This window comes from Blastomonas sp. (assembly GCF_030373265.1).
GTDB lineage: Bacteria > Pseudomonadota > Alphaproteobacteria > Sphingomonadales > Sphingomonadaceae > Blastomonas.
This window is the reverse complement of record NZ_JAUCZC010000014.1, coordinates 16,548-33,982: the sequence shown is the minus strand read 5'-3', so window position 1 is coordinate 33,982 and position 17,435 is coordinate 16,548. Positions and strand designations below refer to the sequence as shown.

The 17,435-nt window shown below is 63.8% G+C and carries 13 protein-coding genes and 1 tRNA gene; 6 read left to right on the top strand and 8 right to left on the bottom strand.

Features of this window, described 5'->3' with window-relative positions:
• Window positions 1–128: 128 nt before the first annotated feature.
• Entirely contained in the window at window positions 129–1,652 is a 1,524-nt protein-coding gene (locus QUV11_RS09905; protein WP_300882175.1) for a GGDEF domain-containing phosphodiesterase, read from the bottom strand.
• A 231-nt stretch (window positions 1,653–1,883) separates the two neighbouring features.
• Here QUV11_RS09905 and QUV11_RS09900 point away from each other — a divergent pair, with 231 nt between their 5' ends.
• The gene (locus QUV11_RS09900) at window positions 1,884–2,672 is read left to right on the top strand and encodes an NAD kinase (RefSeq protein WP_300882173.1); all 789 of its coding nucleotides are present in this window, start codon (window positions 1,884–1,886) and stop codon (window positions 2,670–2,672) included.
• 93 nt (window positions 2,673–2,765) lie between these two features.
• Window positions 2,766–2,840: transfer RNA gene (locus tag QUV11_RS09895), tRNA-Asn, on the top strand.
• A gap of 194 nt (window positions 2,841–3,034) precedes the next feature.
• On the opposite strand, the gene QUV11_RS09890 is transcribed toward QUV11_RS09895, so the two are convergent.
• The 7 genes from QUV11_RS09890 to radA form a co-directional block, all read right to left on the bottom strand.
• On the bottom strand, window positions 3,035–4,912 hold the full coding sequence (locus tag QUV11_RS09890) for a hypothetical protein (protein WP_300882171.1): 1,878 nt from the start codon (window positions 4,910–4,912) through the stop codon (window positions 3,035–3,037).
• A gap of 252 nt (window positions 4,913–5,164) precedes the next feature.
• Window positions 5,165–7,888: a preprotein translocase subunit SecA gene (gene secA, locus QUV11_RS09885; protein WP_300882169.1), complete on the bottom strand. Its 2,724-nt coding sequence runs from the start codon at window positions 7,886–7,888 to the stop codon at window positions 5,165–5,167.
• 158 nt (window positions 7,889–8,046) lie between these two features.
• Entirely contained in the window at window positions 8,047–8,325 is a 279-nt protein-coding gene (locus tag QUV11_RS09880; RefSeq protein WP_300882167.1) for a hypothetical protein, read from the bottom strand.
• A 93-nt stretch (window positions 8,326–8,418) separates the two neighbouring features.
• Window positions 8,419–10,185, bottom strand: a complete 1,767-nt coding sequence (locus QUV11_RS09875; protein WP_300882165.1) for a monovalent cation:proton antiporter-2 (CPA2) family protein — start codon at window positions 10,183–10,185, stop codon at window positions 8,419–8,421.
• Between the two features lie 5 nt (window positions 10,186–10,190).
• Window positions 10,191–10,631 (bottom strand): iron-sulfur cluster assembly scaffold protein, encoded by a 441-nt coding sequence (locus tag QUV11_RS09870; RefSeq protein WP_300882163.1) that lies wholly within the window; start codon window positions 10,629–10,631, stop codon window positions 10,191–10,193.
• A gap of 33 nt (window positions 10,632–10,664) precedes the next feature.
• Complete coding sequence (locus QUV11_RS09865; protein WP_300882161.1) at window positions 10,665–11,168, bottom strand: CvpA family protein; 504 nt, start codon at window positions 11,166–11,168, stop codon at window positions 10,665–10,667.
• 11 nt (window positions 11,169–11,179) lie between these two features.
• Window positions 11,180–12,565 carry a DNA repair protein RadA gene (radA, locus tag QUV11_RS09860; protein ID WP_300882159.1) on the bottom strand — a complete coding sequence of 462 codons (1,386 nt, stop codon included), beginning with the start codon at window positions 12,563–12,565 and terminating at the stop codon, window positions 11,180–11,182.
• A 130-nt stretch (window positions 12,566–12,695) separates the two neighbouring features.
• On the opposite strand from radA, the gene QUV11_RS09855 reads away from it, so the two are divergent.
• The 4 genes from QUV11_RS09855 (at window position 12,696) to pth (ending at window position 17,414) form a co-directional block, all read left to right on the top strand.
• Window positions 12,696–15,032, top strand: a complete 2,337-nt coding sequence (locus tag QUV11_RS09855; protein ID WP_300882157.1) for a patatin-like protein — start codon at window positions 12,696–12,698, stop codon at window positions 15,030–15,032.
• Between the two features lie 41 nt (window positions 15,033–15,073).
• Window positions 15,074–15,979, top strand: coding sequence for a TraB/GumN family protein (locus QUV11_RS09850; protein ID WP_300882155.1), 906 nt, complete (start codon window positions 15,074–15,076; stop codon window positions 15,977–15,979).
• Between the two features lie 140 nt (window positions 15,980–16,119).
• Window positions 16,120–16,734: a 50S ribosomal protein L25/general stress protein Ctc gene (locus QUV11_RS09845; protein ID WP_300882154.1), complete on the top strand. Its 615-nt coding sequence runs from the start codon at window positions 16,120–16,122 to the stop codon at window positions 16,732–16,734.
• A gap of 110 nt (window positions 16,735–16,844) precedes the next feature.
• The gene (gene pth, locus QUV11_RS09840; RefSeq protein WP_300882152.1) at window positions 16,845–17,414 is read left to right on the top strand and encodes an aminoacyl-tRNA hydrolase; all 570 of its coding nucleotides are present in this window, start codon (window positions 16,845–16,847) and stop codon (window positions 17,412–17,414) included.
• Window positions 17,415–17,435 lie beyond the last annotated feature (21 nt).

The following is a 17,435-nucleotide window of genomic DNA, read 5'->3' as shown; positions in this document are numbered from 1 at the left end:
CCGGTCGCCGCCGGAATCGCGGGAGTCTCCTCACTCGTCACCCCCGCGCACGCGGGGGTCCCGCTAATTCTTCTAGCCTATCGCACCAGCGGGATTCCCGCGTTCGCGGGAATGACGACCGGGCAGGTTCAATGTTGGGCCAGAGCGTCCTTCGCAAACTGAGCGAACACATCCGCCTCCATCGCCTTGCCGCGCAGGAAGCCCTGGAAGTAATCGCAGCCTTCCTCGCGCAAGGCGGCGAGTTGGGCCTCGTTCTCTACCCCTTCGGCTATCACCTTGAGATCAAGCGCTTTTGCCATCGCGATGATCGAGCGAACAATGATGCGGTCAGCCTCGGCCCCGCCGATATCGCGAGTCATCGCATGGTCGAGTTTGAGGTAATCGAGCGGAAGCCGTTTGAGGTACAACAGGCTGGAATACCCGGTGCCGAAATCGTCGACAGCAATGCAGACCCCCGCCTCGCGCAGGCTGGCGAAGCGGGACGCGGCGCGTTTGAGGTCTGGAATCAGGGCCGATTCGGTCATTTCGAGCGTCAGCCGCTGCGGCACAAACCCCGAAGCCGCGATCATGGCCAGTTCACGCCGGGCAAAGCCTTTCTCGCCAAGGTCTTCTGCAGTGACATTGAGAGACAGCCGCAGTCTGGCCAACCGGCCCGTCCAGGCAGCGGCCTGTTCCATGGCGCGCCGCCGGATATGGCGCGACAAAGACCGCGTGAAGTCCGCTTTGTCGGCAATCGCAAACAAGGCCCCGGCACCGATTTCACCAAATTGCGGATGCTGCCAACGGGCCAGCGCCTCGGCGCCGCTGATGCGGCCGCTGTCGACAGCAAACTGCGGCTGAAACAGCACCGTGATCTCGTCGCGCTCGATGGCGCGCACGATGTCCTGCTCCAGACGGTAACCGCTTTGTGGGGCATTGTCCGATTGCCGGTCGGCCCAACGCACCGGTTCGGCCGCGCTTTCGCGCGCAGTCGCCAGCCCTGCCGACAATCTGTCGAGCAACGACATCGGGCTTTCGTCGGGCCGGGCAATGGCGAGCGCCGCCCGCGCGGTCAGGCGCAAGCGATGGCCCTGTGCATCCAGCGGTTCGGAAATCACCCGCAACAGGCGCTCTGCCGTCACCTGCCAGCCAACCCGCTCTTCGGGCATGGTGTGCGCCAGAAGGTAATCGCCACCCGACAGCCGAACGGTCAAGGCGTTGCCGACGGACAGCCGCGCGCTGTGCCGCACCAGCCGCTGCCCGATCGCTTCGAGTGCCGCATCGCCAACCGGCGCGCCATAGGTGGCATTGATCGCCGACATCCGCCGCAGCCCGATCAGCATGGCGTGCAGCCTGCCTCCGCCGGCATGGAGCATCGCGGCCAGCTGGACGTGCAGATCGTGCGGGACGCGCCCGCTCCCGCCAAGCTGCGCCCGGATCAGCGTCAGTTGCAGCATAAGCGCCGCATCATCGAACGGGGCAACCAGGCTGTGGGTAGCCGCCGGCACCTGTTCGGCCAGAGACCCGGCCTGATCGCGATCGCACAGCAACAAGACAACGCCGGCTGGCGCGGCGCCAGCATCGGCTGCGGCGTCCATCCCCTGCCCGCGGATATCGATCACGGCCAGGTCGGAATCGGCGGTGGTGGAGGCGGTAAAACCGGCTGCGGCCAACGCGGCCGTCAGCGCCGGATCGGAGACACCCGATCCGATCCTGCGCCAACTCGGGCGATGCCGCTGTTCGGCGATGCTGATCAGGATGCGCTCCCTAAAAACAGAAAAATGGCCCGGTCCGCGGTCGTCCGGTTGAGCCTTTGTGGGGCGCGCTGGACGGCGTCAAGAATGATTGGCGCATTAGCAGGGATCAGTTAAGACCCGGTGCACTCTGGCTCAAAGGCGCAAAGCATGCCGACCTCGGTTCACGATCGCAAAATCGCGCTGGCCGTCTCGCCCACCGAGCGGGCCCGCAAGGCCGCGCGCGAGGTCCAGGCTGCCCATGACTGGGTACCGCTTGAAGACGCCGATATCGTCGTGGTGATGGGTGGCGACGGGTTCATGCTGCAGACATTGCACCAGATGCTGGAGCGCGGACGGATCATTCCGGTCTATGGCCTCAACCTGGGCACGGTCGGGTTTCTGATGAACCTCTGGCACAGCGGCGACAGCATCGTGCGGCGGCTCGAGCAGGCGCAGTCCTATGAGGTGCTGCCGCTATCGATGACAGCCACCACGATGTCGGGCGAACGGGTGACCTATCCTGCGATCAACGAAGTTTCGCTGCTGCGCGAGACCCGCCAGACCGCCAAGATCGAAGTCAGCGTCAACAATGCCGTGCGAATCGGCGAACTTGTCTGCGACGGCGTGCTGGTGGCGACACCCGCGGGATCGACCGCCTACAATCTGTCCGCCAATGGCCCGATCCTGCCGCTGGGGTGCGGCATGCTGGCGCTTACCCCGATCAGCCCGTTCCGCCCACGCCGCTGGAAAGGCGCGCTGCTGCCCGATTCGTCCAATATCTCGCTGCGCATCCTGGAGCCTGCCAAACGCCCGGTCAGCGCGGTCGCCGACCAGCGCGAAGTCCGCGATATCCGCGATATCCAGATCGCCATCGACCCCAACCGCAGGCTGTCGTTGATGTTCGATCCGGGCCACAGCCTCGATGACCGGATATCTGCCGAACAATTTATCGTGTGAAGGCGCATCGAGACGCTTGCCAAACCAAAAAACCCGGTGCTATAGGCGCGCTTCTCTTGGAGAACGCAGGTTCAACAAGAGGATAAAGGGCATTCCCCGATAGCTCAGCGGTAGAGTAGGTGACTGTTAATCACTTGGCCGTAGGTTCGAATCCTACTCGGGGAGCCACCTACCTGGTACAACAGGTCGCGTTGGGTCGCACAACCCTAGCAAAATATTGGCGTATTTGCGGAGAGCGCGCTGGCTATTGGCCACCGCCGCGACCAATTCGCTGCGCCGGGCGCCATATTCGCAACCCAATCACGGTAGCCCGTCGATCGGCGTCGCCAATGTCGACGCTATCCTGATCGACACGATGGCGATTAGCCCCAGCGCCCAAAAAACACGCAGCTCACCGCCGCATTGCCTGACACAGCCCGCCAGTTGTCGGGCACTGGCGTTGCCAGGCTGACTTCGCCTGTGCCGCTGTTCACCCTAGCGACGTCACTGATATGCCAACGGCGCGCGTTGCCTGCGGTGTAGGCCACGGGGGTAAATTCCGGCAGGCCCTCGACATAATGCTGCGTGTTGACGTCGATCGTCGCTGTGTTCTGGACGAGGATCATGGCGACGTCCTCAGCCTTCACACCACCCTGCGTGGTGCTCGAATTGACCGTGAAATCGGAGGCGTTCGCCACCCGATCGATCGTCTTGCGGTTGATGTTCATCCGTCGCCACACCTTGCCACTGGTCCCGTCGGCGTAGGTAACATCACGGTCGAACGGAAACTTCCCGGCGGGGCGCCCGGACACCAAGGGGGCGGTCTGGTCGGTCCGGTCCGTAAGACGTGTGGCATTGCCGACTATGACGCCGGCTTTGCCATCCGGGATGCTGTAAACACCCCCAAACTTGCCGCCCAAGGCGATCTCGCCACGGATTGGCTGGCCGAGATAGACGTCGAGGCTATTGTTCGCCGTGCTCTGAGCCAAGTCGCATCGAGCTTCGATGAGCATTCCATTGAAGTAATCCCCCACCAGGCTGTCGTACATGGCGAGTGTGGCTTGCGGGTAATGATGGAACAGGTCGCGCGTTACGACCCAAAGCGCTGGCTGAGAGCTGGTGTACCGACCCTTGATCAGCGCCGGAGCGCTCTTGTCGACGATGATGCCATAGAGCGACTCGCTAACTGCCACCATATCCACAACGTTGTCGCGGCAGAAATGCTGGAGTTGAATATTGGTGCTCGACCGGCCCTCGAACGTGCCTTTCAGGCACCCTTCTTCGATCGCAAATGACCCGGTCTTCATATCGGCTCGGATATGCGTCCGATTGGAGCCGTTGCCCGGCAGCACATCCGTCTGAGGCACGGCGGGGCTGGACCGTTCCGCGACGAGTGTGCCGCGCGTCCCTTCGCTCAGCAGGTTAAACAGGCCGCCACCGTTCAACTCGATGTTGTCGAACGTGCAATTGAAACCGCGACAGATCATTACCGCCAGGTTGGCATAGCCCGCGTGCACCACCTCGTTCGAAATGCGCATGTTTTCGAGCCGGGCGTTGATCACGGGGTTGATCCGGCGCCAGCCACACTGCCGCCAGCCCTCGAAAGCCGACTGATCCACGCCGGGCGCAGCACGACCACCGTTATAGGCGATCGGCTTCATGAAGAGATTGAACGGGTCATTTGCGGCATTGCGATATTCGTACTGCAAGGGCCAGGCCACGGTCACGGTGGCGCCCTCGATTTCCCGCACGCAAACAATCTCGTGCAGGGCTGTGTGCCAGCCCATGAATCCACGTTCGAGACGCAGATAGTCGCCAACCGAGACATCTGCCAGATCGTCAGCGCGGGCGACATCAAAGCTGGTCGAACCGGCCTTGAGGATGCTGTCAGCGGCGAACGCGCGCGGTTCAATGACCGGGTAATCGCCGGTATGGTCCGAACTGTAGTGGGTGCTGGAAATGTCGTCGGGGTACTGACCCACCAGCGCCAAGGCAGACGTCCGGAAATTGCCTTGGCGCGGACTGAGGTGAGACGTGCCTGCAATGTCGAGAGGACGGGTCCCGGAAAACCGGACATGCGTGGGCCGGCCTTTCCCCTTGACCGTGACACCGCTCGGCACGAACCATGTCTCGGTGATCGAGATCTCACGGCCCGGGAGCCTCAAAACGCCGCCTACGGTTGCAAGATAGGCGAGCGCAGCTTTGCCTTTTGCGGTGTCGTCAGCGCCCGGCGCTTCATCAAGCCAAACCTGTTCCTGCATTCTTGGCTAGGTAGAGCAAAAAGGGGCACCCGCGATAGACCCCTTGAAGCAAGTCACCCGATCCAGCTTCACTTGCAGGGCGTCAGTGCGGGCCGGGCCGATCTTGTGCGCACGGCCATCCTCAACTGAACCCGTCGTCTCCTGGCTGCGCGGCAGCCCAGCCACGCCGGCCACCTCGCGATCAATCGAGAGGTGGCCATTGTCGGGCTGACGACGGGCCTAATGACCGGCATACGCTAAAATCGCCTGTGATCAGGCAGCCTTGCCGTGGCAGTGCTTGTACTTGCGGCCCGATCCGCAAGGGCACGGCGCGTTGCGGCTGATTTCACCGGTGAACAGCTCTTCGGAGGCCTCCGGCATCGGCGACTGGCGCGGCGGCAGGGTCGCTGCGACCGTACCGCGAGTGCCACCGTCGATATCGGCGCTGTTGTCCTCGCCGGTGAACGGATCGAAGTGCGTGGTCAGGAAGTCGGGCAGCTCGGGCAATGCCGGCACCTCGGGCTCGCGGATCTCCAGGCCCATGATCGTCCCGGTCACGTCCTCACGGATGACCTCGAGCATGCGCTCGAACAGCCCGAAGGCCTCGCGCTTGTATTCGTTGATCGGCGTCTTCTGTGCATAAGCGCGCAGGAACACGACCTGACGCAGCGCATCGAGCGTCGCCAGATGCTCCTTCCAGTGATGGTCGAGGCTCTGCAGCAGCACGGACTTCTCGATCGAGCGCCACATTCCGGTCTCGACCTGCCCGGCCTTGTCTTCGACCTTGGCTTCGGCCATTTCCCGGATGCGCTGCTCGATCATATCGGGCTCGATCACATCCTCCTGCAGCCAGGCATCGATATCCGGCTCGAGCCCCAGCACTTCGGACACGCGTGCCTTGAGGCCTTCGACGTTCCACTGTTCCGGATAGGTGCCCGGAGGGCAGGCTTCACCGACGATGGAATTGACCGTGTCGTTGCGCATGTCGAGCACGACGTCGTCAACCGCCTCGGCGTCCATGATCTCGGCGCGCTGTTCGTAGATCACCTTGCGCTGATCGTTCATCACGTCATCATATTCGACGACCTGCTTGCGGATATCATAGTTGCGCGCTTCGACCTTCTTCTGTGCGGTCTCGATCGCCTTGGACAGCCATTTGGAACCGATCGCCTCGCCATCGGCCAGGTTGTTCTTCATCATCCGCGAAAACAGCGTGTCGGGGCCGAAGATGCGCAGCAAATCGTCCTCGAGGCACAGGTAGAAGCGCGACAGGCCAGGGTCGCCCTGTCGGCCCGAGCGACCCCGCAGCTGGTTGTCGATGCGGCGGCTTTCGTGCCGCTCGGTGCCGAGCACGAACAGGCCGCCGGCTTCGAGCACCTTGGCCTTTTCCGCCGCGACCTCAGCCTTGATCCGCTCGATGGCAGCATCGCGATCGGGCCCGTCGGGCATGTCGCGCAGCTCGTCATCGATGCGGTATTCGATATTGCCGCCCAGCTGGATGTCGGTACCGCGGCCGGCCATGTTGGTGGCAATGGTCACGGCGCCCATGCGTCCGGCCTGCGCCACGATGCGCGCTTCCTGCTCGTGGAAGCGGGCGTTGAGCACGCTGTGCGGTACGCCTTCGTTGTTGAGATATTCCGACAGCAACTCGGATTTCTCGATCGACACGGTGCCGACCAAGACCGGCTGGCCGATGAGGTTCTTCTCGCGGATGCCCTTGGCGATCGCCTGGAACTTGTCCGCGGTGTTCTTGTAGAACTCGTCTTCCTCATCGATCCGGCGGATCGGATTGTTGGTCGGGATGGTGACGACATTCATCTTGTAGATGTCGAAGAACTCGGCCGCCTCGGTCGCCGCGGTGCCGGTCATGCCCGACAATTTGGGGTACATGCGGAAATAGTTCTGGAAAGTGATCGAGGCGAGAGTCTGGTTCTCGGGCTTGATCTGGACGCGTTCCTTGGCCTCGACCGCCTGGTGCAGGCCGTTCGACCAGCGGCGGCCATCCATCATGCGCCCGGTGAACTCGTCGATGATGACGATCTGGTCGTCCTTGACGATATAGTCGATGTCGCGCTTGAACATCACATTGGCCTTGAGCGCCTGGTCGAGGTGATGGACGATCTGGGTGTTCTCGACATCGTAAAGGTTGCTGCCCTCGAGCAGGCCTGCCTCCTCGAGCAAGCGTTCGGCCTTTTCGGTACCGTCCTCGGTGAGGATGACCGACCGCGCTTTTTCGTCTTTTTCGTAATCGTTATCGTCGAGCTTGAGCACGATGGCATCGACCGCGATGTACATCTCCGACTTGTCGTCGGTCGGCCCCGATATGATCAGCGGCGTGCGCGCTTCGTCGATCAGGATCGAATCGACTTCGTCGACCACCGCGAAGTTGTACGGGCGCTGCACCATCTGGTTGCGCTCGTGCTTCATGTTGTCGCGCAGATAGTCGAAGCCGAGCTCGTTGTTGGTGGCATAAGTGATATCGGCGGCATAGGCATCCCGCCGAGCGGTTTCGCCCAGATTGGGAACGATCACACCGGTGGTGAGCCCCAGGAAGCGATAGACCTGGCCCATCCATTCGGCATCGCGCGCGGCGAGATAGTCGTTGACCGTGACCACGTGGACGCCCTTGCCTTCGATCGCGTTCAGATAGCAGGCCAGCGTGGCGACCAGGGTCTTGCCCTCGCCGGTGCGCATCTCGGCGATCTCGCCTTTGTGCAGAACGATGCCGCCGACCATCTGCGTGTCGAAATGCCGCATGCCGAGAGTACGGACCGAGGCTTCGCGCACGGTGGCGAAGGCTTCGGGGAGAATGTCGTCGAGCTTCTCGCCCGCCGCCACCCGGTCCCGAAACTTCTGTGTCTGGCCGCGCAGGTCATCGTCCGACAGCGCGGAAATCTGCGGCTCGAAGGCGTTGATCTTGTCGACGACCTTGAGCAGGCCCTTGACGTAACGGTCGTTGGCCGACCCAAAAAGCGATTTGGCAATGGCGCCGAGCATGGCGGTAATTCCTTAGAAAACGGAGGGTATGGAGACGCCGACGCGCGCAAAGGATGGCGGTGCGGCAAAGCCTTGGGAAAGGCTGGAAGAAGAATGCAGTGTAACCGGGGGACACGCACAGCGGGCGGCCGAGCCAGGTCGCCATCAATCCGACAGGCTTACTGGAGCAGCCTGTCCGAGCGGTGGACCGTTGACGCAACCTGGCGGCGCGCAGGCTTGGGCATCCAACGCATGGCTGGCACACTGGCCAGCACCAGCGGCAGAACCGCCGCGACCGCAAACACCGCAGCAATGGCGATATTGGGACGGGAATCATCCGCACTCCAACCACTGCGCGCGCCGCCTTCGCCCTCGGCAATTGCCGGTTCGGCAACGCGCACGCCATCTGCCACCGAAAATCCGGTGAGAATGGCAAGCAAGGCTAGAAGCAACTTCACGGCGCGATGATTATCCCTGATCAGCCTGTTACATAGGCATTGGCCGCGCATTCGTCCAATGTTTTGCGAGTCAGCGACCGCGCCTGGCCGAGATCACACTTTCGGATCAAAGGCTTCGGAATCGAACGCTCCAAAGCTCAGGTGCTTGCCCGCGTGCATGCTGCCCTGCTCCATCTGGAGCTCAAGCCGCTCGCAATCGCGTCGGCGGAATTCCTCGACGACGCGGTCGGCCATGATCGGATCGATCCCGGTGCGCAGCAGCGCGGTGTGCGCGAGCTTGACCGAGGATTCGAAAAGCTCGCGCTGCGCCGCGGCGATCGGCGCGTGCTTGAGCGCGAGCAACTGGCGACGGTCGCAAGCGCGCACGAAGATCTGCGCGTCGGGAAAGGCATGCGCGATCGGCCCGAGCTGGTCTGGACCGAACTCCTTGTCGTCCATGCAGAACAGCAGCGAGCCCGCCTGTTCGGCGCCAGCGCGGCGCAGCAGATCGATGCGCGTGCCGTCGCCATAAAAGACCTTGCGTCCGAATTCGCCGCTGAGCCGGATCTGGTCGGGATTGATATCGATCAGCGTCACCGAAATATTGGCGCCAGCAAAGATCTGCGCCACGGCCTGACCGAAACGGCCATGCCCCACCACGATCGCGTTCGACTGGCGCGCCTGCTCCGGATCAACCATGTCATCGGTGCCAGTTCCGCGCACCCCGCCAAAAAGGCGACTGAGCAGCATCAGGAAGGGCGTGGTCGCCATCGACAGCGTGACGATCGCGCCAAACCGGCTGGCGGCTTCCGGAGCAATCAGCAGCGCCGCCTGGGCTTCGGCGAACAGCACGAAGGCGAACTCCCCGCCCTGGCTGAGCAGCAGCCCGAGCACGAACGCCGCGCGGGTCTCCGTCCCGAACGCCTTGGCGAGCCCGAAAATGATCGCGATCTTGATGCCGACCAGCGCCAGCGCCATCGCGATGATGAACACCGGATTGGCCATGATCACGTTGAGGTCGAGCATCATCCCGACCCCAAGGAAGAACAGGCCCAGCAGAATCGAGCGGAACGGATCGATGTCGGCCTCCAGCTCGTGCCGGAACGGTGAATCGGCGAGCATCACGCCCGCGACAAATGCCCCCAGCGCCGCCGAAAGCCCGATCGAATGCATCAGCGCCGCGCTACCGAACACCGCGAACAGCCCCGCTACGATGAACAGCTCGCGTTCTGCGACCTTGCCGATGAGCTTGAGCAGCGGTGCAAGACCATAGCGCCCGGCAACCACCAGCCCGCCGATCGCCGCCAGAGCATACAACGCGAGCAGCCAGCCCGGGGTCTGCGGCCCGGTCTGCGGTGCCCGCGACAGCGCGGCGATGATCGTCAGCAACGGCACGATCGACAGGTCCTGGAACAGCAGCACCGAAAATGCGCGTTCACCGGTGGGGGTGTTCAACCGCCCTTCGGATTGGAGCAATGGAAGCACCTGCGCGGTCGAGGACAGCCCGAGCGGAAGGCCGAGCCCCAGCGCTGCGCCCCAGGTCGAGCCGGTTACGACATAGATGAACAATGCCAGCACCAGGCCGCACAGGGCGACCTGCGCCAACCCCAGGCCGAAGATGTCGCGCTTGAGCTGCCACAGCCGCGAGGGGGCAAGTTCCAGTCCGACCAGAAACAGCAGCAGCACGATGCCGATTTCCGCGAAGCCGACGATCAGCTCGGGGTCTGCCACCAGTTGCAGCACCTGCGGGCCGATGACGATGCCGCCCACCAGATAGCCCAGCACCGCGCCCAGCCCGAGCTTGCGGAACAGCAGCACGAAGGCCAGCGCGGCTGCGAGCAGCACGGTGCCGGACAGGAAGATATCGCCGCCATGGTCCATGAGGTTCAGTCCGTTGCGGATAAAGGCTCAAGCGCCACGGCCGCCGCGCGCCATGGCAGAAGGATGGAACCATGCCGCGCCGGATAAGGCAAGGCGCTGGCCAGATGCTCGACGCCCGGCCAGTCCCCCGGATCAGCGCGTGTCCCGGAAAAGAACGCCATCAGTGCGTCGCGCGCCGCGACCAGGGCTGGCTGGTCTTGTCCGGCAACGTGAGCAGCCAGCACGGCTGCCGAGGCCTGCCCCAGCGCGCAGGCGCGAGCATCGACCCCGAAACGCGCCACATGACCTTCACCGGTCAAATCCAGCCCTACGCGCACCACCGACCCGCAGCTTTGCGATCGCAACTCTGCCTGATGCGGCATATCCGACGTCATCGGCCAATCGATCAGCGACACCGCCAGCGACAGGATATCTTGCGTATAGAGCGGCTTGCCGGGGGCGTTCATGGACGGGCTCTCAATGCATCGGGCTTGCGAACGTCATTCATCGCCGAATGCCTGCTGGTAATCGTACAGATCCACCAGCGCTGTGCCGCTCGCGTTGAGCAATGGGAAGGTGCGGCTTTGCGTAATCCATTCGGGCTGGCCCTCGCCCGGCCAGATGATGTCGTGGACCATCGTGATCAGCAGATAGGCAAGCGTAGCGGCGATCAATCCCTTGATCGCGCCGAAGCCGAAGCCGAGGACGCGGTCGATCGGCCCGAGCACCGATTTGCGGGTCCGCGCGCGCAGCGCGTTGGCGATGATCTTGCCCAGCAGATAGACCCCCAGATACAATCCTACCAACGCCAGCGCAGCCGCGCCGCTGTCGTTGCCAACGGGTTCCTTGAGCAGCATGGTGACCGGTGCATGGAAAAGCCGCAGCGCAAATATGCCTGCGACCCACGCGATCAGCGTGACCGCCGCGTGGACAAAGCCGTTCTTGAAACCCAGAATCGCGCCGCCCGCGAGCAGCGTCAGCACGATGATATCGAATGCGGTCATGGCCTCGACCGCTAGTTACGGCCAAGCAGTTGGTCAACGAGATTTGCCAGCCGGGCATAAGACGTCAGCCGCATCCCGCTGGTATCCCCTGCCCCCTTGCCCTTGGCCGTGACGCTTGCTGGCACCAGCGCCTTTTCGAAACCGAGCTTGGCCGCCTCGCGCAGCCGCAGCCCGGCGTGCGCCACCGGGCGCAGTTCGCCCGACAGCGACAGCTCGCCGAACACGATCGTTCCGGCACCGATCGGGCGTTCCGACAGTGCGGAGATCAGCGCTGCGGCGACGGCCAGATCGGCGGCAGGGTCCGACAGCCGATAGCCGCCTGCAATATTGAGATAAACCTCAGCGGTCGAGAAGCTCAGCCCGCAGCGCGCCTCGAGTACCGCCAGTACCATCGCGAGACGTCCCGAATCCCACCCGACCACCGCGCGACGCGGCGTCGCGCCGCTCGACAGCCGCACCGTCAGCGCCTGGATCTCGACCAGCACCGGACGGGTGCCCTCCAGCGCTGGGAACACCGATGTCCCGGGCATCTGCGCATCGCGATCGCTGAGGAACAGGCTCGACGGATTGCCGACTTCGGACAATCCCTCCTCCTCCATGGCGAACACGCCGATTTCGTCAGTGGCGCCGAAGCGGTTCTTGATCGACCGCAGGATGCGGTACTGGTGGCTGCGTTCACCCTCGAAGCTCATCACGGTATCGACCATATGCTCAAGCACGCGGGGCCCTGCGATGCTGCCATCCTTGGTGACGTGCCCGACCAGGATGACCGCGCACCCGGTTTCCTTGGCGAAGCGGATCAGTTCCTGCGCCGACGCGCGCACCTGGCTGACCGTGCCCGGCGCGCCCTCGATCAGGTCACTGTGCATCGTCTGGATCGAATCGATCACCAGCATCACCGGCGGCGCCATGGCGCGCAGCGTGGTGAGGATATCGCGCACCGATGTTGCCGAGGCGAGGTCGATCGGCGCGTCGGCAAGCCCAAGCCGCTTCGCCCGCAACCGCACCTGGTCGGCGGCCTCCTCGCCGCTGATATAGACGATCGAATTGCCGGACTTGGCCATGTTGGCCGAGGCCTGCAGCAGCAGCGTGGATTTGCCGATCCCAGGGTCACCCCCCATCAGCACGGCAGACCCCGCCACCAGCCCGCCGCCGAGCGCCCGGTCGAATTCGGCGATCCCGGTTGGAATGCGCGGCGGCAAAGCCACGGCGCTGTCCAGTTTCGACAGCACGATGCGGTGCCCGCCGGTTTGCAGATCGTGCCGCGCGGAAAAAGCCGTCGGCGCCGCCTGTTCGACCAATGTGTTCCATTCGCCGCAGTCGGCGCACTGGCCCTGCCAGCGGGTGGCGACGCTGCCACAGGCCTGGCAGACATAGGTTTTGCGGGGTTTGGCCATGAGCGCGGCATAGCTCGAACAAAACTGGAACGCAATTCCCGCTTTGCGCTTCCCGCGCCACGTCGCATAGATGGAACGTCTGCGGATATCCGCAGACCGCACAGCAAATGATAAGGTCCGCGCCCCGCTTATGCGCCAGAAGGAGCTCCGCATTGCCCTGATCTGCTATGGCGGCATCAGCCTTGCGGTCTACATGCACGGCATCACCAAGGAAATCTGGCGGGCGACGAGGGCCAGCCGCAATTTCCACGCCTGTGATCCGCCCGCCAGCGGCAGCCAGGGCGTCTACCGCGACCTGTTCGAGACGATGGCATCGCATGCGCAGGTCAAGCTGCGGCTGCTGCCCGACATCATCGCCGGGGCCAGCGCGGGGGGGATCAACGGCGTGTTCCTGGCGCAGGCCCTGTCCAGTGGCCAATCGCTCGAACCGCTCACCCGGCTATGGCTGGAATGCGCCGATATCGACCAATTGCTCGATCCCGACGCCCGGCCATGGTCGCGCTTCACCAAGTTCTGGGCGCAGCCTCTGGTGTGGCTGCTGTTGCGTCGGCCCGGCGGCGCGCTCGACCGCAGCGTCGCGCCCGAGGCGCGCAGCGAGGTGCGCACCAAGCTGTCGCGACTGGTCCGCGCGCGCTGGTTCGCGCCGCCGTTCAGCGGCACGGGCTTTTCCGGGCTGCTCTATGATGCACTGGAAGCCATGGCGGCCACGCCTGCAGGCCCGCGGCTGGTGCCCATCGGCCAGCCGCTTGACCTGTTTGTGACCGTGACCGACTTCAAGGGGCATCTCGAACGGCTTCGGCTCAACAGCCCGGCAGAGGTGGTGGAGACCGAACACCGGCTGTCGATCGGTTTTCGCTATATGCGCGGGCGCCACGATGCGCTGGCCGATCCTGCAGAGCTGGTCTTTGCCGCGCGGGCGACGGCCAGCTTTCCGGGCGCATTCCCACCCTTCAACGTCGCCGAGCTGGACCGGATGCTGGAGCGGCGCGCAAAACTCTGGCCAGGCCGCGATGGCTTTTTGCGGCGGATATTCCCGCAGCATTTTCACGATGGTCACGCCGAAAGCGCGGTGCTGATCGATGGATCGGTGCTCGCCAATGCCCCCTTTGCACAGGCGATCGACGCGCTGAAGAACCGGCCTGCGCACCGCGAGGTCGACCGCCGGTTCGTCTACATCGACCCCAAGCCCGATGTCGCGCGCGGCCTGGACCAGGCGCATCAGCGCGATGCGATGGGACACCGGCTCCCCGGCTTTTTCTCGACCATCTTCGGCGCGATCTCCGACATTCCGCGCGAGCAGCCGATCCGCGACAATCTGGAAGGCATCGAGCGCCGCACCAGCCGCGTGCGCCAGATGCGCGCCATCACCGATTCGCTGCGCGGCGAGGTCGAGGAGACGGTCAGCAAGCTGTTCGGCTACACGCTGTTCCTCGACAGCCCGACACCCCGTCGGCTGACCAATTGGCGCAACAAGGCGCAGGATCGCGCCGCGCATATGGCGGGCTTTGCCTATGCGTCCTACGGCCAGCTCAAGATGGCATCGATTGTCGAGGACATCGTCGACACGCTGCGCCGGGCGCATCAGGGGCCCAGGGCGCTCTATGCCGAACGCCTGCGCGAAGCGATCATGGCGGAGCTGCAGCGCACCGGGCTCGACCGGCTGTCGGGCAAGGGCGGCGGCGCAAGCGATGAAGCGATCACCTTCTTCCGCACCCAGGACCTTGGCTTCAGGATTCGCCGGCTGCGGTTTCTGGCGCGCAGGCTGGGCGAGGACATTGCCCAATCGGGCCGTACCCCGCCCGAGGTGGTCGTCGCCATGCATGACACGCTGTATACCTGCCTGTCGCATTATCTGGAGCGCGAGACCGCCGACATGCTGGGCCAGGGCTTCGCCGACATCGCCGCATCGGCCATCGACAACCCCGCCATGGCCATCACCGAGCTTGCCGCGCGGCGCGATCTGCGCTCGGCCGACGCCATCGTCGATGAACAGCTCGCCAGCGCGCTCGCGATGCTGCCCAAGGCCAGCCGCCGCTCGATGCTGCTCGCCTATCTGGGCTTTCCGTTTTACGACATCGCCACGCTGCCACTGCTGCAGGGCGAAGGGCAGAATGAGTACGATCCGATCAAGGTCGACCGGATATCGCCCGATGATGCGCAATCTATCCGCAGCGGCAGCGCCGATGCGACGCTCAAGGGCATCCAGTTCAACAGCTTTGGGGCGTTCTTCAGCCGCGCCTATCGCGAGAACGACTATCTGTGGGGCCGCCTCCACGGCGCCGAGCGTCTGATCGACATCATCGCTTCGGCGCTTCCCACTGGAAACACGCTTCCCGATGGCGTGCTGGCCGATTTCAAGCGCCGCGCGTTTCTTGCTATCTGCGATGAAGAGGACAAAGTGCTGACCACCGATCCAGGCCTTGTGTCCGGCATCCGGCGCGAGATCGAAGCAGCGTTCGGCAAATGACGCCTGTTCCCTTTGTCCGTCCCCGTCCCTAACTAAGGCGCATGACCCTGACCTTCGCCCGCTGGCTGATCCTGCCTCTGTTGCTGCTCGTCCAGGCCTGCGGCAGTTTCCCCTCGATGGCAGCCTGGGATGGCCCCACGCAGGGCACGCCGGCTTTGTGGCATGTGCGGGGACCGCAGGGAGAAGCCTGGCTGTTCGGCGGCATCCACGCCCTGCCCGCGAACATCAAGTGGATCACCCCCGAGATGAAAAAGGCGATGGAGAAGAGCGACCGCCTGGTGCTCGAGGTCGTCGGGCTGGAAGATTCGGCGGAGATCACACGGATTTTCCAGCAGCTCGGCAACAGCCCGGACCAGCCGTCGCTCGCTGACCGTCTGCCGCCCGAATTGCGCGACGCGGGTGAAAAGCTCCGCGCCAAGGGACGGTTGAACCCGTCGCGGTTCGAGACGCTGGAAAGCTGGGCGGCTGCGATCACATTGGCAGGCGCTGCCACCGCGGATCTGGACATGGTCCGCGAGGCGGGAGTCGAACGCGTCCTGGCCAAGCGCTATCGCCAGCGCGACAAGGCCGTGATCGGGCTGGAGACGCCCGCACGCCAGTTCACCTATTTCGACGATCTGCCCGAGGATGATCAGCGCGCGATGCTGGCAAGCGTCATCGCCGATGCCGACAATGCGCCGTCTGCCTATCGCGACATGGTCACCGGTTGGCTAACCGGAGATGTCGGCCAACTGGAGGAGGCTGCCAATCGTGGATTGCTCCAGCGTCCGCAAATCCGCGAACAAATCCTCGTCCGCCGCAACCGCGATTGGGCAGACCAGATCACCGACATGCTGCAATTGGGCGCGCGGCCCTTCGTCGCGGTGGGCGCAGCGCATCTGGCAGGCCCTGACAGCGTCCAGTCGCTGCTCGAGACACGCGGTTACACCGTTACCCGTCTGCAATAGAGACCCAGTCCGCGCCGACGGCCACAACGCTTGCTTTTGCGGCCTTCTGCCCGTATAAGCCCGCCTTCCCCGACACCATGGTCATCCCTGGAGGCGTGGCGCGGGGATTGTACGACCACCAAAAACTCTGGAGACAGTTTATGAGCGATTCGCTTACCCTGTCGGCCCAGCTGCGTGATCGGGCAGGCAAGGGAGCCTCCCGTGCACTCCGCCGCGAAGGCCGTGTACCCGCCGTAATCTACGGCGACAAGAAAGACCCCGAAGCGATCCACATCGCGGAACGCGAACTGAGCAAGCTGCTCGGCTCGGGCCACTTCATGAATTCGATCGTCGAAGTCGAAGTTGATGGCAAGAAGGTCATCACGCTTCCCAAGGACGTGGCCTTCCACCCTGTGTCGGATCGTCCGCTTCACGTCGACTTCCTGCGTATCGCCAAGGGCTCGACCGTCGAGGTCTCGGTCCCTGTCGTGTTCGTCAACGAAGAAGCATCGCCCGGCCTCAAGCGTGGCGGCGTGCTCAACGTCGTGCGTCACGAGCTCGAACTGGTTTGCGACGCGACCAAGATCCCTGACCAGATCGAAGTCGATGTGACCGGAACCGATATCGGCGACTCCATCCACATCTCTGCGGTAACCCTGCCCAAGGGCAGCGAATCGGCGATCACCGATCGCGATTTCACCATCGCCACCATCGTTGCTCCCTCGGCGCTCAAGTCGAGCGACGGCGAAGCTGCCGATGAGGCAGAAGAAGCGTAATCTTCCCGAAGAGCCCCTCCCCTTCAGGGGAGGGGTTGGGGTGGGGCAGGACCGGTGGGAAATTTTTTCCCCACCCCCGGCCCCTCCCCTGAAGGGGAAGGGAGAATCCCATGCAAATCTGGGTCGGCCTTGGCAATCCCGGCGCGGAATATGCGATGAACCGGCACAATGTCGGTTTCATGGCGCTCGACACCATTGCCGATGTGCACGCCTTCGAGCCGCCCAAGCGCCGCTTCCAGGGCTGGGCGATGGAAGGCAGGCTGGGCGGCGAAAAGCTGCTGCTGCTCAAACCCGCAACCTTCATGAACAAATCCGGCCAGGCGGTTGGAGAAGCGATGCGCTTCTTCAAGCTGGAGCCTGACGCCGTCACCGTCTTCCACGACGAGCTCGATCTCGCGCCGTTCAAGGTCAAGGTCAAACGCGGCGGCGGCACTGCCGGGCACAACGGCCTGCGTTCGACCGACCAGCATATCGGCCCCGACTTCCGCCGCGTGCGCATCGGCATCGGCCATCCGGGCAACAAGGACCGGGTCACCGGGCATGTGCTGGGCAACTATCACAAGACCGAATTCGACGACCTTAGCGACATGCTGGGCGCGATCGCCGCCGAAGCGGCTTGGCTCGCCAAGGACGATGACGCGCGCTTCATGAACGACGTGGCGCTGCGGCTGCAATCCTGATGGCATTTTTCGCGCGCGCTG